We start from the raw sequence: 26,524 nt of genomic DNA, 5'->3' as shown, positions 1-26,524 counted from the left end.
GTAGACAGTATGGCGAAACCTGAAATTGCAACTGAAAGAACCCGTCTGAGTATTCCCTTTGACGATCGCCAACGTGCAATACGTGCGGCCGGCAAACTGGCTGATGGCAGTAATGCTCTGGACTACGTGAAGGAAGAAAAGGTGTGGTATGCACAGCCGGGGGCCAACCTGAGCCGGCTGAAAGAGTGGATTTTTGACCCCAATAAAGTGATCGAAGAACCGCCCCTGGATATTCAGGCCATTGAAGATGAATTTACGGCGTGGCTTGAAGAGCGCGGTGCCATTATCAAAGACCCCATAGAGTTCGATGGCCAGAAGCATTATGTCGATACCGTGGACGGTAAAGCTGGTTCAAGAAAGGGGGTGTATGCCGCCTTTCTGGATGGCCGACCTGCAGGGTGGTACAGGGACTATAAGAACGGTGGTGAAATTCAGAAATGGGTATCTACCGGCGCAGCCCCTAACCCTGAACAAATGGCCATGCTCCGTGCTGATGCTGCGGCAAGGCGTGAACAAAGAGCTGCAGCGCAAGCGGATAAGTTTGATCAGACCGCTAACCGGTTGATGGAAGAATATAACCGGCTTCCGGATGCCACGGGAGATCTGGCATACCTGAAAAACAAACAGGTCATTGCCGCTAACGGCCTTAAAGCTGATGAGCGGGGCAACGTTGTGATCCCTCTGTTTAATGCTGATGGCGAGTTCAGGACCCTTGAGCGCATCTGGTCCGACGGTAGTAAACACCTTGAAAAAGACGGCCAGGCATGGGGGAGTTTTTTCGTTGTGGGTGGTCAACTGAAGGATGGTGACAACCTGCTTTATGCCGAGGGATATGCGACAGCAGCCAGTATCAGCGAAGCCATCAATCAGCCTGTGATCATGACGGTTAATGCCGGCAACATGGTGGAAGTTGCTGGCCGCCTGAAAGACACCTTTCCAAACAGCACTCATTACTTCCTTGCTGACAATGACATTTATAAAGACGAGAACGTTGGGCTAGAAAAAGCGACAGAAGCTGCAGAGCTGACTGCCGGCCATGTTCTGGTCCCTGCCTTTAGCAACCCGAAAGAAGGGCTTACTGACTACAACGATTTGCATGTCTCTGAAGGGCTGGAGCAAGTCAGATTGCAGGTAGAAGGAGCCATTAATCAAATGAACAGGGTAGACACTATGCCGACTGATAACCCGAACATTACTGACGTTAATCACAGCTCGACTGACAGCGCTGCCGTTGCAGATCCTGAAAAAGCCGCGCCGGTGGCCAGCGCCCCTGCAGCTGCCGAACCGGAGGAAACCGCGCCGGTGGCCAGCGCCCCTGCAGCTGATGAACCGGTGGAAGCCGCGCAGGTGGCCAGCGCCCCTGCAGCTGATGAACCGGTGGAAGTCGCGCCGGTGGCCAGCGCCCCTGCAGCTGATGAACCGGAGGAAGTCGCGCCGGTGGCCAGCGCCCCTGCAGCTGCTGAACCGGAGGAAACCGCGCCGGTGGCCAGCGCCCCTGCAGCTGCTGAACCGGAGGAAACCGCGCCGGTGGCCAGCGCCCCTGCAGCTGCCGAACCGGAGGAAGCTGTGCCGGTGTCCAGCACCCCTGCAGCTGCTGAACCGGAATACACCGCACCAACAGATCGAGACGGCGATGATGAAGAGAGTAATAGCGCCAGTGATCTTGAGGCGTATGCCGCTATGATGGCCTTTGGCGGTGAAACAACTGACTCCGCTCAGCAAAAGCCTGAAAGGATAGCGCCCAGCGAATCTGTAGCTAATACCGCCCCGGCTGAAAATGAAACCGAGGAGAAGAAAAAAACAAACGAAGAACTGGAAAACGGCATACGCTGGGCAACCAACGATAATGCAGAAACGCCCCCAAAAGAACGTATAGACCTGGAAGGGTTAATTGCCCGGTTTGGGTACAGAGCAGAGAAAGACTATACGGCGTATACGCTTGATGGACAGGATGCGTTTTACGATTACGGCTCACATCTGCGTATGGCTACCCCTGAAGCCAGCCAGAGTGACGAGATGATCCTGGCGGCCGTTCTAACCGCGGATAAGCAACATCATCGTGGTATTGAAATCACCGGCAGTGACGAATTTAAAGAGCGAGTGTTTAACCTTATCAGTGAATACAACATTGAGGTGAAACTGACTAACCCAGAACAAAGGGTTAAATTGCTCGAACTCAAAAAAGCAAATGAAACAGCAAAAGAAACGGCAAAAGAAAATGTTGCTGATTCAAATGCGAATAAGCAGGAAGGGGCAAACGAAAAGACAAATTCATCAGTTCAGCAGAATGGAATGCGCTGGGAAGAATCGGCCTCTGTGCAGCCGAAGAAGCAGAATGCATCTGATACTCAAAAGGAAGATAAAGCTGCAGGTGAACCCTGGGAGAAAGGCGTTATCGTCGCGCATGGACGTGCTAAGTATGAGTGGAAAGAAGATGAATCCATGAACTACTTTGTCACCCTCAAAAATGAACATGGAGAGAAGACACTCTGGGGGAAAGACCTTGAGAGAGCGGTTAAAGATGCTGGTGTAGACACAGAACGTCTTGTTACAGTCAGAAAGCTGGGATTTGTGGATGTTGAGGTGAATGCACCTGTCCGTGATGAAAGCAACAAGATCGTTCGTTATGAAACTATCCAGACCAAACGTAATGAGTGGGAAGTAAAGCCTGTATACCCACAGCCAACAGCAGGGAATGAACAGGCCTATAAGCCTTCTGAACTGGTTCCGTATGATGCTGCAACCTTCCAGAAGCTCCGCACAACAATTCAGCAGATTACCGGTGTTGATCTCAGCCGTGAGGCCGTGCCTGAAAAAGAACTGTACTGGTTCTTGCCTAATGGTAAGCCAGCTCCAGAAAGCATGACAAAGCCCACAGGCTATAAACTCCCTCAAGAGTCAAAAACCGCGGGTACACCTTTGCTGATCGCACCGCATAAAAAAGGCGAACGCCCAGATTATTTCCTTGTTGAGTCGCGTAAAGGATTCATGCAGGGGATCGCAAAGGATAAGGAGTCCGGTGAGTACCATAGCGTGATTGGAAAAGTGAACAAGCGTATTGATAAAGACGGAAACTGGAAAACGTATATGACTCTTTCAGCAATCAATAAAAATGCCGAAAGTGGAATTGTTTTGCATGGTTATGGACATGTAGATCAGGGGGGTAAAAATTTGCTTTACAAAAACACAATTGCAAATGAAAAACAGCCTCAGCATTTACAAGCGGCCTCAGATGAGGTAAAAAACAAAACAGTAATGAAGCAGCTTTTTCATCCTTCAAATTCTGCAAAAAGAAAAGATGATGAAAGGAGAGAACAGACTCATGCACCAGTCGCAAAGTCAGCGCCTCGGCCATAAAACAAAAACCCTACTCGTTGCAGTAGGGTTTTCCTGCATTTCTGTGAGCTCATTTGCGGCAACACAGACCTGTGCAGCATACGAACTGGCAAAAGCTGGTGCAGATGCTGCCTATAAGCAGGAAGTGGAAAGGATTAACAACGCCGCAAAAAGCGAATCCAGTACGTCTGATTCTCTCGGACAGTGCCTGGGGTCGCTATCGGTATCACTTAAAATCCCACAGTTTCCGTCTATCAGCGACATTATTGATAAGGTGAAGGATGAGGTATGCAATACGGTTAAATCGAAGATTAATGAGAAGTGGGGGAGCCTGACTAATACGACGCTGGACCCGTGGTCAACGATTTCATCCCGACTGCCAGATACGTCAGGTATCCTGCCCAACGCATCTTCTAAAAATGTGCAATTAAACAATCCGGCAGCTGCGAGTGGAAGTGGTGAGGATGCAAACAGTGATGCATTCCCGTTCCATTTGTAACTACCGGAAGAGTCCTTTCGGGATTTTATCGAATAGCTTGCCGGTTCGTATTTCAACGCGGCGGTGTTCCGCCGCGGTTAGTAAACGCATAAATTCTGTGGCAGGTAGAACATCACGTTTTGAGTCTACATACGTATCAAGCGAATCTTCATTCATGAAACGTCTGACAGTATGCAGCCAGTCTTCAGCTGATTTCATATTTTTTGAGCTCATCGTCGCTCATCTCGGCAAACGCTGCAGGTCGGCGACCTTTTCCTGTCCAGGTTATGGACTTTCCATCAACTTCGATCCGGTACTTCACTTTTCCAAAAGTGGATTTACTTTTCGTGGACGGACCAAAGAGATTTTCGAAGATCTGGAGAGCTTCATCAGCCGTAATATTGTGTTCTTCCATGAACCGCTTTGTGGCTGCGGCTTTCTCTTCAGTGGCCTTCTGTTCTTCCTTAAATTTCTCGATCATTCCCTGTGCAATGTCGGACCACATATTAATGAGTTGTTCAAGGTTTTCTGGCGGGATTTTGCGCAAAACGGCGGTGGCTTTTCGTCGTTCGCACATGATAACTGCACAGGATTCGTAATCATTATGTTCGCTCATGTATACCTCATTGTTCATTAACGATCTGCGTGATTTTCTAACACAAACTTTTGAAAAGAGAAACTCTATGAAAACACAAAATGGTGAAAATATTATGGATCAAACTGACTCGGATCAAAACTCAGTCGTTGATGATGACAGCAACGCCCTTGCTCCAGCTCTGGCTGAAGAGAGTAACCGAACGGTACAAGAAATCGTATCGAAACATGGTTTAAAAGTAATTTTGATTCAAACGCTAATCATATTAGTCGCAATCATTATCATTGGTCTTCAGGGTTACTGGCTTCACCAGAAAAAAACCAAATATATTGCAACGAATGGGGGCATGATCACAGAAGTTCATCCAACCGATGAACCCGCTTACACGGCGGAAGAGGTGATGGACTTTGCCAACCGTACAATGATCAAATCGCTTTCACTGAACTTTGTGAATTACGAAAACCAATTAACCAGCGTCCGCGGCGATTTTAGCGCTGAAGGGTACGTTAGTTTCCGTAAAGCGCTGTCCGATAGTGGGCTGCTGAAAGATATCAGTGAAAAACGTCTGAACGTAAAACTTTCCACAACTCCTGGAACCCTGATCACGGAAGGTCTTATCCGTGGCACCAAAACCTATGCCTGGCAATACCGCATTCCGGTGACTGTTCAGCTTGTTGGGCAGGCTCAGGACTACAGACCGCAACCTTACGATTTGATGGTTCAGGTACGCCGCGTAAAAGAAGACGAAGATCCACGGGGTATTCAAGTAGCACAGGCCATTCTCAAACCCCGGAACTACTGAGGTCAATCATGAAGATTAAACTGTTAACTGTACTTATGGCCGCACTGTTTTCGGCAAATTCTGTATCTGCAGCTGATGCGCCGACTGGTAATGGAGCGCCGCAGCAAACGGCGCCAGCTGTGCCTGGTGGTGATATTGCTCAATGGCAGCAGGCCAGTTCCGGGTTGCCCGTAAATCAGCAGTCACAGGTGCAACAGCCTCCACAGCAAACAGCACAGGAACAAGGTCAGCAGCAGGCGCAAGGCCAACAACCACAGGCACAGGCCCAACAGCAGCCAACTACTGCACTGCCTCCTGCACCCATGCCGCAGATTCCTCCACCACAGCAGCAGGTTACTCATGTTAATCCGCAGACACTGGAAGAGTTACCTGCACCTGTTCTGCAGCAGATCCAGCCTATTACCCCTGGTCAGGTGCGGTCTGCCCGCAGCGCAATGGAAGATATGAGCGCGGCGGCCAAAACCTCACCATTAACGCCGATCCCACGAATTTCAAGCCAGACGGTATCACTGTCAGCTGGTGCATCCATTCCGCAGGTACGGGTATTTCCAAACCAGGCAACCACAGTGACGTTTTCAGATGCAACCGGACACCCCTGGGTATTAGGCGCCCCTCCATATAATTCGAGTCCCTGTGCATCTGGTGGTGAACTGTGTGTTGGCTATATTCCAGGATCGGCGGTATTCACAATCCAGCCGACCAATGCCTATGCCAGCGGGAACATCACAGTGCTTCTGAAGGGGCTGGCTACGCCGGTCATTATTAACGTGAAGGGGGCAGAACCCTCCGTTAAATCAAAAACCGTTGATGTTGATTATCGTCTGGATCTCCGTATCCCGAAGCGCAGTCCTGACACACCGGTTTATACCGCTACTCCTGAGAAAAAAATCTCACTGTATGACAAGCAGCTGCAGAGCGTGCTCGATGGCATCCCGCCTGAAGATGCTCAGCGGTTGAAACTTAAAAACGCGCCAGGGAGTACCAAAGTCTGGCAGATCGGTGATGAGCTCTACGTCAGAAGTAACATGCAGCTGCAGGATGAGTTTGAAAAAACGCTTTCCGCTATCGATGGCACACATGTTTACGTGCTGCCGGCAACACCAGTGCTGACTTTTTCGGTTAACGGTCAGGCGCGTGACGTTGAAGTTGAGCTGAATTAAGGGGAACGACGATGGCTACAGATAAAGGTAAAGAAACCAGAAAAATGATGCTCTACGTCGGTGGCGCCGCTGCAGTTGTGGCGCTTCTGGGAGGGTACTGGTTGTTTGGCTCATCAGATGAGCCGGCAACGGGCGGGTCGCAGGTGAAGGCCCAGGGGCTGGAAGGGAAAACTGGCAGGGAAAAAGCTAATGATCCCCAATACAACAAGCTGCTGAATGAGTGGAATGCTGATAACTCAGAAAAAGCGGCTCTCACGGGGGATAGTTTCATATCCACGTTGTCAGCCAGTAACCCGGTGGCCGTTGATTACGGCACCAAAGCACCGCCACCAAAATATTCGTGGGAATCGTCAGCAAAACAGTCGGGCGATAACAGTAAGGCTAATGATGCTGAGCAGAAAGAGCGTGAGCGTCAGGCTAAAGCTGTGGCTACGTTACTGCAGAAAATAGACCAGGCCAGAACACCGGTTGTCACGGGTGTTGCTCTTGCAACCCCTCTGGGAGCAGAGGGTAATGACAAGAACGGCGGCACCTTCTCAGGGTGGACCGATTCGGTCTATCCGCAGAACAAAAAGCCGGATGCTGAAAAACAACAGGGGGCGAAGAATAAGGTCAAAGATAAAGGAGCCCGGCTTGTATCGGCTTACACGCTTGTGCCGGCAGTAATGGATACGGCGATGGACAGTGACGATCAGAACAGTATTGCTATTGCCCATGTTCCAACTGGAGCGCAGGCCGGCGCCAAATTCTATTCTGGCCAAAACCGTCTTGCCGGCGATGGTATTCGAATTCACTTCACCGGCATGGAGCTGAACGGAGTGCAGTGTAAGGTCGATGCGTATGGCGTGGCTTCCGACTCGTTGCGCGCGGCCGTTTCCTCAAATGTAAATAACCGCTGGTTCAGCCGTATTATTCTGCCGGCTGTTGCTAACGGATTAGGCCGAACTGGTCAGCTGTATGCGGACAGCAATTCGCAGATGATTATCACTGACGGCGGGAATGCATATCGTTCAACTGGTACACCTGATGGCAAAGCGGTTGCCGGTACCATTATTGGCGGGATGGGTGAGCAAGCAGGGCGTGTCCTGGCCGACGATGCAGCCCGCCTGCCGATTAAGCAGGTTACGGTTGACCGTAACCAACTCATAGGCATCCAGTTTGTCGCGCCTGTGTATGAAAGCGACTGTGGCGAGAATATGGAAAATGCTTCTGCAGAGCAGGTGCAGCAGCAAGCAACTCCCACACTATCTAGTGTGCAACCTCAGCAGATGCCTCAGCCTCCGGCTCCTAATTACCCTCAGCAAAACTTTCCAAGCTACCCCGGCTACGGGTATGGCACCAATAACCCGTATTACCGTTAAGGAGATTGATAATGAATCTGTTTGAAGATGACAATAAAAACGAAGCAGCTCCTGCCCAGGAACCGGTGTCTGCTAAGCCTGCTGAAAAGCCAAAACCGACAGTGACGCCAGCAGCAAAAGCAAACAAAAAGCCGCTTAAGATTAGTGACTATGCATGGATTGGTGGTATCGCTGTCATAGCTATCCTGCTTTTAGTCTGGTTGTTTGGGGGCTCCGATAGTGACACTGCGCCTGCGGCCGGGAATGGCACGATCCAGTCTTCAGGGCAACGTCAGAACGTACAGGCTGCCCCTGCCGGGCAGGATTCTGGTGACTTCCGCGAGCAAATTTCCGGGATTTTGCTGCAGCAAAAGGAACGGCTGGACGCGATAGAATCAACTTCTAAAAATGGAATGATGATCCTTTCCAGTCAGTTACAAAGCGCTAATGAACAAATCAAAAATCTGAACAATCAGGTTCAGGAACTGAAAATGAAAGCCGCTGGTTATGGGCCTTCATTTGGTAATCAGAGTGGAACAATTTCGGGGGCAACGTCGCAGGCATTACCTTTGTTGAGAGGTTTTTCAATTAATGATTTATCTGGCGATCTTGCTTGGGTAAAATACAAAAACCAGACGTATGCTGTGAAGGTCGGTAGTCAACTTGGCGGAGTCACCATTACGGGTATCGATACTGAAAATAGAATCGTTACTACAAGTAAAGGCCTTATCCGCTAAACAGGACCTAAAAAGGCGAAACTATGGATTTAGAATCGGTATTAATTCAGGTTGCTAACGGTGGTCAGGAGCCGCTGGCAAGGCTAATCATAGGTGTCGCTGCAGTCGTTGGGATCATTGGTGTTATTGGATATCTGATGAGCCTGCGGAAGCAGGCTAGGCATTCAACAAAAGGTGTGGAAGTTGGCAGAATTTTTGCCGGTATCATCTTCTGTGTATGCCTCATCACGTTGAAGGCACAGATGAACTCAGGCGGTGCCACTTTAGGATTTGGCGATGTTAGCTTCGGACCCGTCAGTTATGCGAGCGAATCTACGTTTGGCATGGGAGCCGCAGCAGTCAACGCAGTGCTGGGGATTGTTAGAATTCTCGGCGCATACTTTTTTTACAGGGGTATAAAGGGGTTGAAAGACTCTTACCTTGAGGGCCATACGGAGCTGTCAGCTTCGGGTACGAGAGGGGCATCCATTGTGAAAATTGTATGTGGACTACTTCTGATGTTCGATACACAAACGCTCGATGCGTTGCAGAGCACATTAAACATTCACTGGTAATCAAAAAGGATACTTTATGAAAATTGTTAAACTTATCAAAGACAAGGCATTATCTGCATCCATCGCAGCGTATCAGCTGCGCGGAACGGTGGCAAAATCGTTAGTGGTATTGCCGCTGGCATTACTGAGCAAAGAGGCTGCGGCTGAAACGACTGTCTGGGAGAAAATCAATACCTTCACGGAAGGTCTTGCCAGTACCCAGCCTGGTCTGATTACCGGCGGTAAAGTCATTGGTGTTGTGTTCTTTATTGTCGGGCTTGTTTCTCTTTTCCTTAAAAACAAACGCGGGAAAGATATCAGTGGCAGCTTCATCTTCTGGTCAATGGTTGTTGGTGCCTGCCTGGTCGGCCTGACCGCATGGATCTCTTCTGTTGGTTCAACTGTTGGCGTTGACGCAACCCTGTAATGTCCCTTCGGCCCCGCCTTGCGGGGCCAATACCGGAGTTCCCTCATGAAAGATTTTAAGCTCACCAGGAATGAACAACCTGCCAGATGCCATGTGTGCGGGATAAAGAGCAAAGATGTTTTCTCCCTCGCAGAAGATGGACAGAAAGAGAGAATGCTTTGCTCTGTATGCCTGTCGCTCGAACATCCGGAGAAAATGAAACTAGAGACTCAAACCGGACTTCTGCTGAAGAGAAATACAAACCGAAAACTCTACAGCCTGCTGTTTCGTTCAATTGCAAAGGCGGAAAAGTCAACGGACGATTCTTACCGTGAAAAGGCGCAGAAACTTAAACAGATATTGCTCAGCACAACTGACGTAGTTCTAAACGAAACCGGCAGTGATGATGGATACGATTTACTGCACCTGATAAAAAAACACCATCAGTTACTTCCCATGAATTTTGACGATGAGTTTGTCGCTTCTGTTGCAGAGTCAGACGAATTGCCGGATGTAAGTGACTGGAATGAAATTTACAAGGGTAAGAGAGGTTTTAAATGATTTCTTTCTTTGAGGATGTGATCGAAGGTATCTCACGCAATCTGACATCAAATGACTCGTTAAAATACTGTGATTTGACAACGGTTGTAGGGCTTACGTCGCAGGATCGCGTTGAGCATCCTGAAATCAGGGCTCCGTACATTCTGACCACTAAGAACAACGATTTTCTTACCGTTATTGAGGTTCAGGGCGCTAAATCATCGTTTGACGAGAAGTCGTTTAATGACTTCATCATGCACCTATCAAACTCCTTGTCGAATTCCTTTATTAACAGCGGCCATAAGTTGTCTGTGGTGTTCGAACGCGACTTTACCAAGAACCAGGAAGAGCTGAATAATGTTTATAAACCGCAGGTAGCAGCAATAGAGCGTCTGCAGATAGACATTAAAGACCTGATCGCCGATGACGCAAAAAAAATCGCCGCTCATTACAGCCGTGAACGCGCTTACATCGTGCTGTATACCTCGAAGGGGATGATTGCGAAGGATGAACTTAAAAACGAACAGGCAAAAGCTGCCGGCGTACTGAAGGATATCCCGCAGACGCGCTTCAGTCAGAACCCAATCGAATTTCAGCTTGAAGGTTTGAAGATCACGCATGACGCGATGCTGTGGCGCCTGATTGGTATGCTTCAGGGGGATGATGAATCGGGAATGGGGCTTCTGGTTGATGTCCTCGATGTCAAACACGCTGGCGCAATGATGCGTCAGATGCTGTTCCGGAATTCAACATCAGAAAACTGGTACCCTCGCACGCCGTTTGACCAAAATCTGCGAATTTATGGCGCCCCACGGAAAGACAATATCGACTCCGTGCTGCCGCCGCGGCTGAATATCCAGATCATGGAAGGGGAACTGGAAGAAGATGGTGGCCTGATTTACTGTGATGGTAAGTATTACGGCTCTGTTGCCCTTGAGTTACCACCACTTCACCCTGTCAAATTTAAGCAGTTATTCAACGCGATTAACCGGAAAATCCCGTACCGGATAAAATATGACTTTATAGGCGGGGGCAAAAAAGCACTGTTCTGGCCATCAGTAATCATATCTTTCCTTCGTTTCATTCCCTCACTCGGTAATATCGCGCGTGATATGGATTATGTCCGGGCCCAGAGCGAAACCGATCCAACGGCTATCATGGCCATCAACTTTGCCACCTGGGGCGACACTAAGGATGAAGCCAAACGCAACCTGGCGGCTTTAACTAAGGCGATTGAAGGCTGGGGTGTATCAGGTGTGTCCAAGACATATGGCAATCCAGGTAGCGCACTGATTGCATCCGTTCCGGGGCTGACCACGGCCACGCCTGGCTCATTGCATTATCCGCCGCTGAGTGAAGGCTTGCGGATGTTACCTTTTGAACGTCCGGCCAGTCCCTGGCATGGTAAAGGCAATATCAACTTCATCACGCTCGATGGCAAGCTGTTCCCCTATCAAATCGCCAGTCCCCTGCAGGAGAAATTTACCGATGTCATCACCGGTGTTCCAGGTTCCGGTAAAAGCGTGCTGGCCAACCGCCTTAACCTGAGTTCGATTTACCGGGCTGATAAAAAACTGCCTTATCTGACCATCATTGATAAGGGCTACAGTGCAAAAGGTATCGCCGATCTGATTAGCGCTGAGCTGCCGGCAGAGAAACGTCACCAGATTGCCAGTATCACCCTGAACAATGACGAATCGCACTGTATTAACATCTGCGATACGCAGTTAGGTTCAAGGTATCTGACGCAGTTTGAGGAAGTATTCTTAAAGCAGATGCTTAACGCATTCTGTATTGATCCGGCAATTGGCCAGCCGCCAGATGCAATGAGCGTTGGGCAAATCGTCAGTAAAGTTGTATCAAACGTATACAAAGCAAAAGCGCATTCAAGTGCTAACTTGTTTAAGTATAACGACCCGGTGATTAATGAAGCTCTGAAAGAATCAGGTCTGGATAAAGAGCTCGGTGAAGACTGGTTTGAAAGAGCTACATGGTGGGAAGTCGTTGATAAGCTGTTTGCCAAAAAATATCTTCATGCTGCGACGGTTGCTCAGCGTTATGCTGTGCCAACCATTCACGATTTTATTGCTGAACTACAAACTGAATCATTTAAAAACCAATACGCTGACGTAAAAGTTAATGGGAGTGAGCCTGTAGTAGGCTTCGTTGCACGTTGTTTCCAGGCTGCTGCAGCTGAGTATGCCATTTTCTCAGGGATCACGGTTTACGATTTCAGCCCGGAGACTCGCATTGCGATCCTGGATATGCAAAACGTCCTCGGTGACAGAACGACACCTGCAGGTAAGCTCAAGTCCGGCATTATGTATCTTTTTGCGCGCCAGATGGCTGTGCGTAACTACTACCTGCCTCAGTCCGCAGAAACCTTCATTCCTGCTTTACCGGAGCAGTACAGGGCATATCACCAGGCGCGCATCAGGGAGCTTTCAGAAGAGGTTAAACATACCTTTTATGATGAGTGTCATAACTTTGCCGGCATCGACTTTATTCAAAATGCGCTGAACACCGCTGACCTTGAAGATCGTAAATTCAACGTCCGTACTGCCTTCTCGTCTCAGTATCTGAGCCATATGCCTTCGAGTGTGCTTAAAACCATGAACAGCCTGTTTATGATGCGCCTGACGGAAGGGGATGAAGAGTATCTGAAGCAATTAGAGATCAACATCCCGGCCGATATCCTGCGTCGTTTCAGACAGCTTCCGCAAGGGGTTTATCCGGACGGAAGTGGTACTGCATTCCTCGGTATTTTTAAAACAAAACGTGGTCTTATTTGCCACATTCTGAAAAACACATTAGGACCAAAACTGCTTTGGGCTTTGAACTCATCTGCAAAAGACAGAGCTCTCAGAGATGTGCTTTATGAAGAGCTGGGAACGAAAAAAGCAAGGGAAGAATTAGCAAATAGATTCCCTATGGGAAGTGCATCAAGTATCATTGATGAAATGGTGGTCAATCAGGGTGGTGAGCGTGATTCTGAAGAAGAATCACAAACTATGGCGATGAAGCTCGCTAAAGAAATCATTTCTGATGTGAGAAGGGGATTCAGATGATAAAAATCGGAAAAGCAAAACGGTCAGTGATGGCTGTTTCAATTCTGGCCTTCAGCGTACAGTCAGCATTTGCCTATACGGTCAACGTTAACAGCAGCATTCCCATCTCAACGCAGGTTATGCCGGCGTTGAGCACAGCTAATGGCCTGTTAGGTAACATCCAGGCCACGCTGATTAACATTGGTACGGCAATCAGCCAGCAGGGTGATCGCCAGGCAGCATTAATGCAGCAGGTGGCCGAAACTAACCGACAGTTCGAAGTCGAGCAAAAACGTAATGACCGGCTGCTGCAGGCACAGGATAAGTACCGTGTTCCGGATGATATTTGTGCGCAGTCTATTGGCGGTGGCGCCGCGGGGGTATCCTCAGCGGCCGCTGGCGGTCAGCGAACGCTGGGAAGCGCCAGTTCTGCGAAAGATGTTAAGGCCATTTTTGAAGTGCCGGCACGCGCAACCGACGTGGACGCATCTTCAACGGCCGAAGTTCACAGCCAGTACTGCGACAGTTCGGATTATGCTGCATTTGGCGGGACTTCATTCTGCCCAAGTGTATCTGACATGCCGCGGGCAGATACGTCGCTGAGCTCGTTGCTTTATGGCGCCGGCAAAGAAGGCAAGGCACCTGATCTGACGTTTACAGATGAGCAGACAGATGCGGCGCTGCGCTATATGAAAAATACCGCGTTGCGCAGTGCTGGTCGTCAGCTGAGTCGTGGGGAAGTTAAAGGCGCCAGCGGGCGAATTTACCTGGGCATGATTCAGCAATACCAGGCGCTCACCGACGCGGCCGCACAACCTCAGATGGAAATGATCGCCAACTCTAAACCGAACCCGGCCACTGATGCCGCGCTTGCAGATGCGCGCAAAGTGCCGGAAGTCGAATCCTATTTCCAGGCGACGGCCAGTAACAGGGCGAAACAGCTTAACCGTATGTCTGCCAGAGAGTTTGAGGAATTCGAAGTAGGTCGCCGTTACAGCAACCCTGCTTACCAGGCGACGTTGACCAACAAGAACACCGAAGATTTGATGCGTGAGCAAATCAATATCGCCAATCTGAACAACTGGTTAGTGTTGAAAACCAAACAGCAGCTGGAGAAACAAAATGTGCTGCTTGGCCAGATCCTGGCGAACGACGCATATCAAACATACAAACCGATGCTGGCAGCACAGCTGGAGAGTGTGAACGCGGGAGTATCCAGAAAATGACAGACGAAAATAAAACAGGGGAAGAAGTTACAAAATCCCCCGGCCGCATGAAAAAAGCGGTTTATCATATTACCGGAATTAGTGATATTCAGTTTATGTGGAAATCACTAAGGGAATCTATCAGCCTGCTCAATGAGCGGGCTTCTTTCGTTAAGAAGCAAATCAAAAATTTGGAAGCTCCGGACGAAAAATCAGCTTCGAATCAGTCGTTTGAGGATGTTGTTAAAAAGAGTTCTATCCCCTTAGAACAGCATCTAGCTAAAGCCGGTAAGTATAAAAAATATTGGTTATGTTGCTTCTTTATAGCTGTTTTTGTTGCCCTGTTTTTAATCGCTGGCTGTGTAAAATTGATTGTTAATACTGAATACAATGTAAGCCTTCTGAAGGTGACATTAACACTTGGTTTAATGTTTGCTGTTTGTATCTACTCGTTCGTAAAAGCAATGACTTATGAATTTTTAGGTTGGCAATTACGCAATGAGGCCCATTCTGAAGAAGAATTCGGTACATTGAGACATTTTATTAACGATAACGGTGTGCGCAATACATTTAATTTTGAACAAGCTGGCCAGATTCGGGGGGCGCATGAATAAGTCAAGAAACTCATTGGTCGCATTGTTGCCGCTATCGCTTTTCATTACCCCGGCATATTCTGCAGATCTGGGAATTGATAGTATTACAGAGGCTGCTAAACGGTCTGGTGATTTGTCACGTCAGATGCTGCATACCGTTTTTGGTGAAGTGGTAAATAATCCTTTCAGTCCGTCAGGTGATGGGTTGTTAAATAACGTATTTTTCACAGTGAATGAGGTTATCGCCATATTAGCGCTGATTTATATGGCGATAATCAGTATTAAAAAACTACATCAGGCAGGGCAACTTGGGAAGTTTATAGAGGGTGATGGGAATAATGCCTTCAATTTTGTTAAAACAACATTCGGCTGGCTCCTTTTGGTTCCAACTGTTGTTGGATGGTCCGTTGCACAACTGCTCTTCCTGTGGTGTGGGTCAATCATAGGTGTAGGTTCTGCCAATGTTATTGCAGATAAAACAGCGTCGGAACTAGCGAGTGGCAAAGCTGTTTATATAACGCCAGTTATGCCAGAAATGGCTTCTGTGGCTAAAGGAATGTTCGAAATGAACTTGTGCGCTCTTGGTGTCAATCAAGGGTTAGCTCAGATGGAGGCTTCAGGCCAACATTATGAAAGTAATAGCCAGATGAAGTTTAATACTGGTGATTCTAGTTACTCAATTTCAGTTGACAATGGTTCTGCTGTTTGTGGGACTGTTAAATTACCACAAAAACCTACAGGTTGGACTTCGGTATTCTCCAGTGGTTACGCTGATTCTGTTTATGCAGTTCAACAGCAGGCTACAGACTCGCTTTGGAGTAAGATGAAGAATACAGCAGAGCAATTTAACTCTGCTTATATGTCTAAAATGCGTTCCGGAGATGGGCAGCTGCCTGACGTTGAAACTGCAATTCAGACAGCAGCAAGAGATTACCAACAACAAGTACAGCAAGCTGCAGACAATGCTGCCGGAAGCAATGATATGCTCCAGAAAATGGAGTCGGATATAAAGGAAAAAGGCTGGCTATATCTTGGTATTTATTATCATACCCTGGCAACTGCTAACACTGAGCTGAAGGACGTTGCTAATCTGAAACCTATTGTATCAGGGATAAGTGGTGATGGTGATGTAGGTTCTACGGACTATTATAAAGGTCTGTTCCAGGCATATCATTCACAACTGAAAAACAGTACCTACACTCCCCCTTTAGGTACTGCTGATAATGCTTTAGCTCAGAACATTGACAATAAAGGCATCGAAGAAGCGGCAAAAAGTGGTGATGCAGATTCGTTGATTACCAAAATTTTCAACTTTAATGTTACTTCATGGCTTGCCACTAGAAACTACGGCACTGGCGATGGATACAGCGATGTAACGAATCCCTTGTTGAAAATGAAAGCCATTGGTGATTACACGATGTTTACTGCTGAGAGTGGTCTAGCTGCTTGGGGAGCTGTTAATGTCGCAATGAGTGTTGCAGATGGTAATAACGCTGCTGGAATGGGGGCGGGATTACTTAATTTCTTCACTTCAGGTAAGGATATTATTAAGGGTGTAATTAAAACTGCGGCTCCGATCGTATACATGATTTTAGTCGCTCTGTTCTGTATAGGGTTAACGCTTTCAATTTGGCTTCCATTTGTGCCATTTATCTATTGGTTTGTCGCAATGGCGGATTGGTTAGTTACTTTGCTGACTGGTATCGTTGCATCTTCATTGTGGGCCGCTACCCATATTAACATTGGCCAAACTAATGAGGACCGGTCAACGTATGGATATATTTTCCTGATAGATGTGATGATTCGACCACTGTTGATGGTAATGGGGTTCATTTTTGCATCATTGGCCATTGTGGCTCTTGGCACCGCGCTTAACTATATTTTCAAAACAGCAATGGAAAATGTACAGGCAGATTCAACAACTGGCCTTTGGTCAATGATAGGTATCCTTTTTGTCTATGCAAGGATGTGTACAGGTATGGTCGCTAGGGTATTTGCATTACCTGCAAGGATGCCTAACTACGTCATCAGCTGGATTGGTAACAAGCATAACGATTCAATTCTTGGTGATATGCAGAATCATGTTCACGACCTGTTTGCTGCATTTGGTCGTGGAGCTAAAAATACAGGTGGACGTCCTTCTGGGCCGAAGAACTTCAACCCAACCAATACGGTTGATAAAGACAAAGATGGTATAGCGGGGGCGTGATATGAAAGGATATTCGTATACTGTTGTCGATAACAACATGGCTAAATCAAAAGGTGTTGGCTACTATCTGTCACGCCTGTCTGTAGCCATAAGTATAGTTATTTTAACAATAAGTCTTCCGTTGACTGTATATTCTGGCTTTCTTACTTTAGGTGGAAGCCTGGCATTGGCGTGGTTTGTTGCTCTACTTGTTTTCGATGCCATGCTGATCACATATGTTGTACGCCAGGTAAAAAGTAAGGGAGTCAAAAAGGTCGTTGCAGGCATGAGAGTTTATGGATGCTTTAATCCATCGGCTAAAGAGGAACAATACATGCCGGCTCAGAAAACATATTTTGGTATAGATATGGACTCCGGTGTTGTTGGTATTGCTGCCCTTTATGCTGTACAGGCCTCTATTAAGCAAAAGAGAATTTTGTTTGAGGCCGAGACAATTGAGTCTTGGGAGTATACTGATAGTAAACTTGTCGTAAATATTCGGAACCGACATGTGCCTACTGTTGAAATAATCTTGCTCAATGCCGGCCTAGCATATCGCCAGCTGGAAATGTTAACCAGGATGCATGAGCAACATAAAAAATACAGGGGTGAAAAATATCTCCAGTGGCGAAAGACTATGCTTGATGAAGGTTGGATGCTACCACGAACGTATTGATGTTTACTTCCAAACCGCCTGAAAAGGCGGTTTTTTCATGTATACTCAGGTGGTTATAGTCGTATGCTGTGGGAGGAAGAGTGAACAGAGTTACTGAGCGCCAGGAACAGAAGAGTAACCCGGAGTTCCAGAGAGAGTACCGGAACCGTATCCGGGAAACACACGACCAGTTAAACCTTTATCTCCCCAAAGATGCAAAAAGAATGTTGATAGAGATCACAAAAGTTAAAAAACTCACTCAGGCTGAAGTCATTGAATTTCTTGTCAAAAGCTATTACGACGGATTGAAATTTGACGATTCTGAAGAGTGATCTTACTATGTAAAAGCGGGTTCGCAGGTATTGCCCCGCTTAGAAACGCATGATATGTTAAGCGGCGTTTACATAACCTTACGGGGTTATTACTGAATTTAGCACGGGAAGAGCGGCCCGGAGATGTACCGCTTAGGAGTGGCAGGAGCCACAAAAAGTAAAACCCCCTGATCCCTGTTGGAAACTTTGGCCGGTCTCTCAGGAATCAGGGGGTGCAAACTGCCCACTGGCAGAAAGGATTATAGCAAATGCGTAACCTATTGCAATACAGCCCGGCCAATATGTGCAGGGGCTGGTGAATCAAAAGAATCCATACCTACAGCTTTCTGACATTGAGTCAGTAGAAGGTCTTTCGCCGGAGTTCATCTCCTGGCTTGAAAGCCAGTCCCCTAAAGAATCGCCCCTGCAGCTGCTTCTCGATGAAGGCACCAAGCCCGTGCGCAAAACCCGCCGTCGTCGCGGTACGCACTCAACGGCGTGTCTCTGCCCGGAGCCCAGCTGGTACCGACCGGACAATTTCAAAAAGCTCCCTGGCCAGCTTGGCCATGCCTACAACCGCCTTGTTCGCCGCGATCGCAAAACGGGCGCGTTAAGTCTGCGTATGCGGATCAGCCGCCACCCGTACTTCGTGCAGCTGCGCGAGCAGGCTGGCCGGAAGCGCGACTTCCGCCCGGAGCGGGAGAAATTACTCGATGCGATTGTGCCGCTCCTGGTCAGCACCGTTGACCGGGCTACCCATATCGACACTATCAACCTCAGTAAAATGGCGTGGCAGCTCAGCGAAAAGGACAGCGAAGGGAACGTGATCCGGAAAGTGACGGTACCGCGGGTTTGCCGGCTGCTGCAGCACATGATGGAATTCGGGTTACTGGCGCTGCCTGAAGGCGTCACATGGGACCCGTTTAACCGCAAGTGGTTCCCCAAGCATGTCGTGCTGACGGAACGCCTCTGGAAGATGATCGGTGTTGATCTCGATAAGCTGTATGCGGAGCAGGCCGAACAGGTGGCCGCTGAAGCTGCAGGCTGGATAACCCGTGATGAACATGGCCAGGCGGAAGAAATCTCTGTTAAAGCCGCGCGCCGGCGCTGGTATGAAAAAATGATGCACGCCACGCTGGTTCGCCGGCGTGAAGCCGCCCTGAAGGGTAAGCGCGAGAAGAAGCTGAAAGCGCTGGCAGAACAGCCCTATGACGACCGGGCTTACGCCATGTCCGTTCATCTGATACGGACGCTGCCGAAAGACGAACTGCACGCGCTGTCGCCTGAGCAGTTTACCCAGCGAGTACGCAGCCACCTGTATCAGCTCGATCTGGGGCTGGAGAGGGAATCCGGTCCCCCTGATTATCACTGATTTTCTCCCCCTGTAATTCTCTTACCGCCGCCTGGCGGTTTTCGTGCTCGCCAGCCGGCGCGACCTGCTCAAATTTCCTCCAGTTTTAACGTGTGGCCATCGTGATTTTTTGACGTTCTGGCGCCGCCGGTGGATAACCGGCAGCGAGATCACCACTATCCACAGTTATCCGCAAAGGAGGAAATAAAGTCACCTGCAATCGTGGTCAAAGCAAGCTGCAATACACTCTTAACTTCTTTAAAAAGATGTTTATTCAATAAAGAGATCACTGTTATTCAGGCTCAATTTTCTGTGGATTATGGGAATATGCCTGGCCTTTCAGCGCCGCTACGCGGCACGACGGCCAGAATGGTCGCTATGCTCCCAGGTTAGCACCCGGCAAATGCCGGGCAGGGTGGCCAGCAGAAACCACCACTGTAGATTTTTCTTTGCCCCACCGTGCTTTTCCCCGCCGAGCCAACGGCTCGGCAGAAAAAAGCATGATGGATGATGTAACTAAGAACACCCCCGTAAGACGGAAGGGCTGCGACCCGCACCCCTGACGTCAACGCTACTACCCACGCGCCCGGTGCGCCGCTAACGTCACACCGCCCGCTCGCAGTAGCCAGGGGGTAATGTGGCCACAGCGTCACCTGCAGGGCAGTCAGGCAGGAAAATCATCTGCTATGGCGTGCAATGCCTTTCAGGCAATCAACGCCAGTGTCTGCTGTCAGTTTTAAAATTAACAGGGAAAAGAGGATCGATTTAGCCGCGGTTATCCACGTCAGCCGCTCGCAGGCGCGTTAAAAAGGGTGAAGGCAGGGGAATGTTGCTCTTTTTGCAGTGAAGGCCACAGAGAGCGTTTCAGGCGCTTATTTGAGGAAATGCGATTTCTGCCAGGGTGGAGGCACAAAAAAACCCGACTGGTGAGATCGGGTTTTCATGTTTTGCCCCGGATGGAGGCGGGAACACCTAAACAATTGACGGTTAAATATTACGCCATGAGTGCAGTAAATGCAAACCACCGGGAATAGGGTATACTGCGCGGGTCAATCTGTTGACGTTCTTCTCCAGCCCCCGCTTACGCGGCGTGAACGGTTTAAAGCCCTGGTTGAAAAACAGGTGGTGCTGTTTCAATGCCCTGGCTGGAGTGGGAACATCTAAACAATTGACGTGAGGTAGCCGCTGTGACAGGCAATGTAAGGGCGATCAGCGGTGTTCCTGCTCTGTATGGAGCAAACGGATGATTAACTTGTTAATCGTCGTTCTGCGGGCAGTTGTTGCAGTGTCTAACGCTGTGATAGCGGTCCTGGAGCTGATCCGGCAGTATTTTGACTGACCGGAAACGTAACTAAAGGCGGGGGGACCACTCCCCGCCTTTTAACAGGGTTACATCTCGATCATCGGGAACAGATCGTCTTCCTGGTGGTAAAGCACGTCGTCCGTTTCCGTTCCATCAAGCCATTCAGCGAACAGTTCAAACAGGCACACCGACATTTCCTCCGGTGAAATTGCGCCACACTGCAGCTCGTAGAAGACCTCAATTTTTTCCAGCAGGCTGTTGGCCGCTTTGTCGTAGCCGAACAGCTTGATCGGCGGGAATCGCATTGCATCCGGGTTGGTTTCCGCCAGTTCATCATCCTTGCGTTCCGGATAAATGCTGTACAGCGTTGCCGGCGATGGCGGCAATACCTCGATAAAGCGGTTTATCCGCATCGGCAGTTCGCTGGAAAACTTCTCATTGTCCGGAATGTAAAACGCGGCGCTGCGTACCAGGGCATCCTGGAAAGAAATTACCCCCTGACCTTCGGTCTGCTTACGTAGCTCACGAATGTTCACGCGGTCCTTTTCACGGATTTGGTACAGATCCCCTTCCCGGACCGTTTTGGAAAACGTGCCGTGTTCGGCTTCCTGCCCGGAGAGCTCAGAATAATAATCCTGGCCGACGGTTTCGCGCAGTATTTCAAAGGTTTTCCGGTCTTCAATCGACTCAAAATATTTCACGCGGGTGTTGGCGATCAGCGAATCCACCTCGCCGTTCGCGCCGCGGGCGAGCGACGGGTGATCCTGGGAGGAAAATACGCCCATTTTTTCCAGTGAACGCATCTGCGCACTCAGCGTATCCATACCGCTGGTGAAATACTGGCCCAGCTCGTCATAAATCAGCCCGTATGGCGCCTGATTATTCAGCGCGTGAGTGAGCAGGACTTCCTCTTTTTTCCCTTCCAGCTGGTAGCCCAGGTCCTTACTGATGGTCATTCGCTGCAGCGTCACATATAAACGGCCAAGCGTGGCCGCTTCACCGCGTGACAGCTCCAGCGACGGGATCATGACGATGAGAATGCGGTCATTGTGGAAAATATCGTCCATCCGGATATCGCCGCTGTCTTCCGGAAAAACATGGCCATAAGTTTCATTGAACAGGGAGAGCGTCTTCAGGAACTGACGGCTCATGTAGTTATGCTGTTCGAAGGCGCGGGCTTCCCACGTTTCCGGGTATTCCGCGTTGGCCAGCAGGAAGCCTGGTGTATTTTCCAGATAACTTTCCAGCGCGGCGTAACCCTCGCTGTGCCAGCCGTTTTTCTTTGCCTCCACGTACAGCGCGGCCATTGCCGGCAGCGACATGTTTTTCTGAATAGTGCGCTGTGACAAAAGCAGTTCGCCGCGGGCGCGCTTATAACACAGGGCATTGATCAGCGCCGACATCATGGCTTTTGCCGTATCCTGCCACTGTGCCGAATCCCCGCCCACCTGGGGGAGCATGGATTCCATCAACTGGATGATGAAGGTCGGCGGGGCAACGCTGAAGAGGTTGACTGAGTTGGATTGCGCGGGGATGCTTTCCTGCTTCACCAGGTTCACGAACCTGTCAATACTGCCGGTCAGCAGGTTGAGAACGTAATAATCATCCTCACGGCCGAAACGGCGCGCCAGCGACCAGGTGGCGAAGGCCAGCTTGTTATCTGCTTTACCGTCTGAGAGGCAGTAGCCACGGCACCACAGCAGGAAGTTAACGATAAACCCATAGAAGGTTTCGGTTTTACCCGACCCGGTGGTACCAAAAAATACCATGTGGCGCAGCAGGTCCGTCATGTTCAGCCACAGCTCGCGGCCGAACAGGCGTCCCCGCTCATACCCGACATATAAAATTCCCTTCGCTTTCTTTCGCTCCCGGACCTTATGCGGGATGCGAATGGGCCCCAGACGGTATTCCGCCTGGGTTTCCGTGGTCAGGGTGTCGTCGAACATTTCGCAGTCTTTCGGCATTCGCAGCGGTGGCCGGAATTTACGATCCGTGAATGCCACCATCAGCGGCGGAAGGATGAGGATGCTCAGCAGCATGGTAAAGGGGAGAAACAGACCCAGCACGGTCAGTATGGCCAGCAGGCCAAACTGTACGTTCGGAGTGAGGAACCACTCCATGAACGAACCATCCGGGCGGAGGACTTTTTTACTGTCTACAGATTCCTGTTGCATAGCGGCTCCGGGTTATTCTCCTATTGCCTGCTGCAGGCGGGCATCGTCTTTGACGACGGAAACCGGGATCACATCACCCGAATCGGCAACGATGGACGGGGTACCGATAAACCCGAATTTCGCAAATGCCATATTGTTCGCGTCAACCAGGCGGGCGCCGGTGGTATCCGGGGCTGTTTTCGGATCGTCAATTTTCGGGTTCATGGTGGTGTATCCCATGTTAATCGTGTCTTCCCAGCTTTTCAGTCGGGTATCTTTCCCGGTATCGAGTACAGGAGCGGCGCGGACCATCGAGCGCAGGTCGCCATAAACGGACACGGGGAAAATCTCGACGTTATAGCGTTTGCTCAGTTCCTGCAGTCGGGGTTCCAGCGCGCGGCAGTGCGGGCACATCGGATCGGAAAACACATACAGGGTGTGTTTATGCCCGGTTGAAAGCGAGATTGTAAAGCGTCCGCTGGTGACGGCATCTTTCAGTGACAGCAAGTCGTTATCAGCCAGTTTTTTAGGGGCTTCAGGTGCTGCCTGAACCTGCAGCTGCTCCGGCGCAGTGGCAGGCTGCTGCAGACCCGGCGCGGGAGCATACGAGTTTGCCTGCAGTGGCTGTGCCGGCTGATGCATATTCATCAACGCGCCGTTGATGGAGACGATAAAGCCCAGCGCGGCGACTGGCCAGAAGATAAAGTTAGACAGCCGGCGCACGGCATTGAGTCCGCGCTGCTGTTTCAGCTTTTTACGGATATTGTTCAGCGCCTCGATGGCCTGATATTCGTTTTCAAAGCGGAACAGCTGCACCGCTTCACCAGAAAACGTATTGTGCGTCAGGATGTGGCCGCTGCCGGCATCATGGCCAAGTCCAAAATGACAGGCTGACAGGGGGAAGGAGTGCAGGGCTTGTTCCTGGTAGTTTCCGTCAGCGGAAAGATAAAGTGTGTTGCGATCGGTTTTTACGGTGAGTTTCATACTTCCTCGCTTAGAGTTCCAGGTGATCGGGTCGGGTTGCCGGCTGAGGTTTAGCCGGCGTCGGTTCATCGTCTGTCAGTCGCAGACTGTTGTTCGGGGTGTCGTGCGGAGCTGCAGGCGGCGTAGCCGGCTCGTCTTCCGCTTCAGCGTCAGATTCAAATGCAAATGGCGGTATAACGTCTTCCTGCCAGTGAGCGACCGGAATGGCGGGATCGCGGCGGTCAATATGGCGGTAATGGAGCAGATCCAGCTCAAGGCCCAGCACGGCCGCCCGCACGGTCGGCGGGAATTTCGCCGCCTTTTCTTCATCGAGCGTCAGCCGGTAACTTTCGCACTGACTCCAGGCAATAACACCACCTCCCTCAATGAAGAACTTCCCGCGGCCGGCGCTTGAAAGTGCATACCATAACGTGCGGTCCACACCTTTAAGCCACCGGAAATTAGCGGATGGCAGCTGCAGGTCATCATCGAACAGCGCGTAGAGTAGCGAACGGGAGCTGCGGCGCCCCTTTGCAAATTCTCGGAACGCTTCACACTGGCTGGCGACGGTCCAGAACCCGGCGGCCAGCGAATAATCAGGGAAACCGTCTTTAGTCCGCAGGCAGGAACGGTTGAGATCGTCGAGAATGGATTTAGCCGTTGGCCGGTCGCCCATAAACCGCAGATGTACAAACGAGGCTGCGAGCGCTTTTTCCCAGGGCGCCAGGGAAAGGGCCGCCCCTTCGGGGGCCAGGTTTACCTGTGACAGGAAGACTTTATGTGCGGCTTTTTTACGGAGGCGGCGCTTAGCGGTATCAATCAGGTTATGTTCCTGGGCAAACTCAACGGGTGACTGCGCGCTGCGTGCTTCTTCCGGATCTTCATTCAGCAGCAGCTGATCGAGGTGGCCAAACCGGGCGAGGATATGAGCTATCCCCGGATAGTTTTTTACCATCACCCAGGGAAGGTTCCGGATGGTCAGTTTACGGGTCAGACGGTAGTAAGGATTGCGCGAGATAACCCAGACGAACAACCCGATGATTAAAATGAACAGGGGAAAGAGCACGCTGGCCGTGTCGTTCATCACGCTGATAAAGTCCCACAGCGAAACCTGGTGGTTATACCGCGCCGCCGACAGCAGCATGTCCCGGCGCTCGGCCGCATTACCCGGCGTAATGGCGTCCGGCAGTACACCGTAGATCCAGTAAAGCAGGCGACAGACTCCGTAAATCACATAATCACGAAAGCCAAACCACATCACTGTGATCATGATGAGAAGGGCCCCGATAATCATCAGGCCATCATCCCCTCCCCCTTTCCGTTGTGGCTGGTTTTGCATCAGAACCTCAGAGAATTTTGGTAAACCTTCCCGATATACCAGGCCTTACGCGCCGGCGTGTTGGAGTGATAGCGGCCGACACCCTGCCAGAAATCCCCCCCTTCGAGAATGATGTTGTATTTGAGGATGTAGGCACTGGCCATTGCAGAGGCGCAGAAGTCATGCTGCAGCTGCTCCGCTTTCACGCCAAAATCGGACGCCAGCTTATTCGCCCAGATGGTGTTTATCTGGAATGCGCCGTAATCGTAAGTGCCGTTTTTGTTTTTATTTTTCATTCCCGGTTTTCCGCCTTCAGTCAGCCACAAGGCGAGGAATCCACGGAGAGGAATGTGATAAATCTGTGCTGCTTCAACCATGCAAGTTGGCAGCGGGATTGAGGGCGGGGCATCAACCATAACAATCTCCTAATGATTTCTATTTCGAGTAAAAAATATACCATCAAAAGGAGATTTTTTTAAATCATTTTGGTGCGGATAATTGAGAGGCTGTCAAAGGGATTTTATTTGCCTTCGACAGAGACAATATTGCCCTCGTTCACATTTTCCCATGTCGGGATTTCGCCACTCAGCGTGCAGCGGAGTGTTTCTTTTCCGACGGTAAGTGGTGCGCCACTGCTGTAGTAATGACTTTCATACAGGCAAGAGGTTTTCTTTTGTTCCGGGGTCAGTGTAATACCGGCATCCTGATCCTTTGCCAGCAGTTGTACAAGATGTTGGTTTGTCTGTACCTGCTCACCCAGAATGCTGCTCAGTAAAGAATCGGTTTTCGGCGCGGATACGCTCTGAGCAAAGGCACTGCAACTGATTACGGATGCAGCCAGAATAAGAGCAATCTTCGTGTTGAATTTCATTTCACTTTCTCCATTAAAAAAATCGGCAATCATTTTCTGTATCATTTAAATTAGGTCTGAAAACCGGCCTGAGTGTCAAGCCGATTCTGTTTAAAAATTAACAGGGGATAAAATGATTCAGTCACGTAATAAATATCTGCAGTTTATGCTGGTTCTGCTGGCAGCCTGGGCCATAGCCTGGGGGGCCATGTTTGTCATGGGGCAGGCTGTTCTGCTCTATGGGCTGGGGAAAAATACGCTGTTCTTCAGTCATGGTGCTGTACTGGTGTACCTCCTGTGTGTTTTCCTGGTATACCGCCGCTGGGTTGCTCCGCTACCGGTCGTTGGCCAGCTGAGCAACGTTGGCGCACTGTGGCTGGTTGGCGCGATGGCCGTGGTGTATGTCGGTGAATTTCTGCTGGGTAAAGTGCTGGACCTGCCCGCTGAGCCATTTATGACGAAACTTTTTGCCGATAAGTCCATACCCGATGTGATCCTGACGTTGCTGGCCGTCTTTATCCTTGCCCCGCTGAATGAGGAAATCCTGTTCCGTGGTGTCATGCTGAACGCTGAAGGATCCCCTCATAAATCAGCCATAGCATAGCCATATTTGAGCAACTGATTGGCGAATAATACCCAGGCCGCCAGCAATTCTTTCTC

Annotated in this window: 25 protein-coding genes and 1 pseudogene; 19 read left to right on the top strand and 7 right to left on the bottom strand. The window is 49.8% G+C overall.

Features of this window, described 5'->3' with window-relative positions:
• The first annotated feature begins 9 nt into the window (after positions 1–9).
• The gene (locus AC2FAJ_RS22620; protein WP_223807062.1) at positions 10–3,357 is read left to right on the top strand and encodes an LPD7 domain-containing protein; all 3,348 of its coding nucleotides are present in this window, start codon (positions 10–12) and stop codon (positions 3,355–3,357) included.
• A complete protein-coding gene (locus AC2FAJ_RS22615; protein ID WP_011091071.1) occupies positions 3,323–3,835 on the top strand; it encodes a hypothetical protein in 513 nt (170 codons plus the stop codon). The genes AC2FAJ_RS22620 and AC2FAJ_RS22615 overlap by 35 nt, the downstream gene beginning before the upstream one ends.
• Here the strand turns inward: AC2FAJ_RS22615 and AC2FAJ_RS22610 are convergent, their stop codons facing one another.
• A complete protein-coding gene (locus AC2FAJ_RS22610) occupies positions 3,836–3,991 on the bottom strand; it encodes an Hha/YmoA family nucleoid-associated regulatory protein (protein ID WP_172693602.1) in 156 nt (51 codons plus the stop codon).
• A 28-nt stretch (positions 3,992–4,019) separates the two neighbouring features.
• On the bottom strand, positions 4,020–4,430 hold the full coding sequence (locus AC2FAJ_RS22605) for an H-NS family nucleoid-associated regulatory protein (protein ID WP_004187465.1): 411 nt from the start codon (positions 4,428–4,430) through the stop codon (positions 4,020–4,022).
• 67 nt (positions 4,431–4,497) lie between these two features.
• Here AC2FAJ_RS22605 and AC2FAJ_RS22600 point away from each other — a divergent pair, with 67 nt between their 5' ends.
• The 16 genes from AC2FAJ_RS22600 to dqlB all read left to right on the top strand — a co-directional run bounded on the left by AC2FAJ_RS22600 (position 4,498) and on the right by dqlB (position 20,616).
• The gene (locus tag AC2FAJ_RS22600) at positions 4,498–5,211 is read left to right on the top strand and encodes a DotI/IcmL family type IV secretion protein (RefSeq protein ID WP_004187467.1); all 714 of its coding nucleotides are present in this window, start codon (positions 4,498–4,500) and stop codon (positions 5,209–5,211) included.
• Between the two features lie 8 nt (positions 5,212–5,219).
• A complete protein-coding gene (locus AC2FAJ_RS22595) occupies positions 5,220–6,371 on the top strand; it encodes a DotH/IcmK family type IV secretion protein (RefSeq protein WP_004187471.1) in 1,152 nt (383 codons plus the stop codon).
• Positions 6,372–6,382: 11 nt separating this feature from the next.
• Complete coding sequence (gene traO, locus AC2FAJ_RS22590; protein WP_004187474.1) at positions 6,383–7,732, top strand: conjugal transfer protein TraO; 1,350 nt, start codon at positions 6,383–6,385, stop codon at positions 7,730–7,732.
• 11 nt (positions 7,733–7,743) lie between these two features.
• Positions 7,744–8,448 (top strand): conjugal transfer protein TraP, encoded by a 705-nt coding sequence (gene traP, locus AC2FAJ_RS22585; RefSeq protein ID WP_031942491.1) that lies wholly within the window; start codon positions 7,744–7,746, stop codon positions 8,446–8,448.
• Positions 8,449–8,471: 23 nt separating this feature from the next.
• Positions 8,472–9,002, top strand: coding sequence for a conjugal transfer protein TraQ (gene traQ / locus AC2FAJ_RS22580; protein ID WP_104011266.1), 531 nt, complete (start codon positions 8,472–8,474; stop codon positions 9,000–9,002).
• Positions 9,003–9,018: 16 nt separating this feature from the next.
• Complete coding sequence (locus AC2FAJ_RS22575) at positions 9,019–9,408, top strand: DUF6750 family protein (RefSeq protein WP_011091078.1); 390 nt, start codon at positions 9,019–9,021, stop codon at positions 9,406–9,408.
• A 45-nt stretch (positions 9,409–9,453) separates the two neighbouring features.
• Positions 9,454–9,948: a hypothetical protein gene (locus AC2FAJ_RS22570; protein WP_011091080.1), complete on the top strand. Its 495-nt coding sequence runs from the start codon at positions 9,454–9,456 to the stop codon at positions 9,946–9,948.
• Positions 9,945–12,995 carry a plasmid transfer protein gene (locus AC2FAJ_RS22565; RefSeq protein ID WP_031942490.1) on the top strand — a complete coding sequence of 1,017 codons (3,051 nt, stop codon included), beginning with the start codon at positions 9,945–9,947 and terminating at the stop codon, positions 12,993–12,995. The genes AC2FAJ_RS22570 and AC2FAJ_RS22565 overlap by 4 nt, the downstream gene beginning before the upstream one ends.
• On the top strand, positions 12,992–14,200 hold the full coding sequence (gene traW, locus AC2FAJ_RS22560) for a conjugal transfer protein TraW (RefSeq protein ID WP_011091082.1): 1,209 nt from the start codon (positions 12,992–12,994) through the stop codon (positions 14,198–14,200). The genes AC2FAJ_RS22565 and traW overlap by 4 nt, the downstream gene beginning before the upstream one ends.
• Positions 14,197–14,793, top strand: coding sequence for a hypothetical protein (locus tag AC2FAJ_RS22555; RefSeq protein WP_015060003.1), 597 nt, complete (start codon positions 14,197–14,199; stop codon positions 14,791–14,793). The genes traW and AC2FAJ_RS22555 overlap by 4 nt, the downstream gene beginning before the upstream one ends.
• Complete coding sequence (locus tag AC2FAJ_RS22550; RefSeq protein ID WP_015062834.1) at positions 14,786–16,981, top strand: DotA/TraY family protein; 2,196 nt, start codon at positions 14,786–14,788, stop codon at positions 16,979–16,981. The genes AC2FAJ_RS22555 and AC2FAJ_RS22550 overlap by 8 nt, the downstream gene beginning before the upstream one ends.
• Position 16,982: 1 nt before the next feature.
• Positions 16,983–17,636 carry a hypothetical protein gene (locus AC2FAJ_RS22545; protein WP_015060005.1) on the top strand — a complete coding sequence of 218 codons (654 nt, stop codon included), beginning with the start codon at positions 16,983–16,985 and terminating at the stop codon, positions 17,634–17,636.
• Positions 17,637–17,704: 68 nt separating this feature from the next.
• On the top strand, positions 17,705–17,947 hold the full coding sequence (gene repC, locus AC2FAJ_RS22540; protein WP_023893611.1) for an IncL/M type plasmid replication protein RepC: 243 nt from the start codon (positions 17,705–17,707) through the stop codon (positions 17,945–17,947).
• 248 nt (positions 17,948–18,195) lie between these two features.
• Positions 18,196–18,246, top strand: coding sequence for an IncL/M-type plasmid replication leader peptide RepB (gene repB / locus AC2FAJ_RS22535; RefSeq protein ID WP_011154478.1), 51 nt, complete (start codon positions 18,196–18,198; stop codon positions 18,244–18,246).
• Positions 18,243–19,298 carry a plasmid replication initiator RepA gene (gene repA, locus AC2FAJ_RS22530; protein ID WP_015060006.1) on the top strand — a complete coding sequence of 352 codons (1,056 nt, stop codon included), beginning with the start codon at positions 18,243–18,245 and terminating at the stop codon, positions 19,296–19,298. Before repB ends, repA begins: the two co-directional genes overlap by 4 nt.
• 1,222 nt (positions 19,299–20,520) lie before the next feature.
• On the top strand, positions 20,521–20,616 hold the full coding sequence (dqlB, locus tag AC2FAJ_RS22525; protein ID WP_004206884.1) for a DinQ-like type I toxin DqlB: 96 nt from the start codon (positions 20,521–20,523) through the stop codon (positions 20,614–20,616).
• A 50-nt stretch (positions 20,617–20,666) separates the two neighbouring features.
• Here dqlB and AC2FAJ_RS22520 read toward each other — a convergent pair whose 3' ends face one another.
• The 5 genes from AC2FAJ_RS22520 to AC2FAJ_RS22500 form a co-directional block, all read right to left on the bottom strand.
• A complete protein-coding gene (locus AC2FAJ_RS22520) occupies positions 20,667–22,754 on the bottom strand; it encodes a P-loop NTPase family protein (protein ID WP_004206885.1) in 2,088 nt (695 codons plus the stop codon).
• Positions 22,755–22,766: 12 nt separating this feature from the next.
• Positions 22,767–23,717 carry a DsbC family protein gene (locus AC2FAJ_RS22515; protein ID WP_004206886.1) on the bottom strand — a complete coding sequence of 317 codons (951 nt, stop codon included), beginning with the start codon at positions 23,715–23,717 and terminating at the stop codon, positions 22,767–22,769.
• Positions 23,718–23,727: 10 nt separating this feature from the next.
• Positions 23,728–24,990 carry a secretion/conjugation apparatus DotM-related subunit gene (locus tag AC2FAJ_RS22510; RefSeq protein WP_004206887.1) on the bottom strand — a complete coding sequence of 421 codons (1,263 nt, stop codon included), beginning with the start codon at positions 24,988–24,990 and terminating at the stop codon, positions 23,728–23,730.
• A gap of 44 nt (positions 24,991–25,034) precedes the next feature.
• A complete protein-coding gene (locus tag AC2FAJ_RS22505; protein ID WP_004206888.1) occupies positions 25,035–25,310 on the bottom strand; it encodes a lytic transglycosylase domain-containing protein in 276 nt (91 codons plus the stop codon).
• A gap of 224 nt (positions 25,311–25,534) precedes the next feature.
• Complete coding sequence (locus AC2FAJ_RS22500) at positions 25,535–25,918, bottom strand: DUF1496 domain-containing protein (RefSeq protein ID WP_019725042.1); 384 nt, start codon at positions 25,916–25,918, stop codon at positions 25,535–25,537.
• A 79-nt stretch (positions 25,919–25,997) separates the two neighbouring features.
• Between AC2FAJ_RS22500 and AC2FAJ_RS22495 the strand changes: the two are divergent.
• A pseudogene (locus AC2FAJ_RS22495) lies at positions 25,998–26,432 on the top strand (CPBP family intramembrane glutamic endopeptidase); the annotation flags it as partial.
• Positions 26,433–26,524 lie beyond the last annotated feature (92 nt).

It is taken from the genome of Enterobacter cloacae complex sp. 385G4 (assembly GCF_057320665.1).
This window is presented reverse-complemented; position numbering and strand designations above follow the sequence as displayed.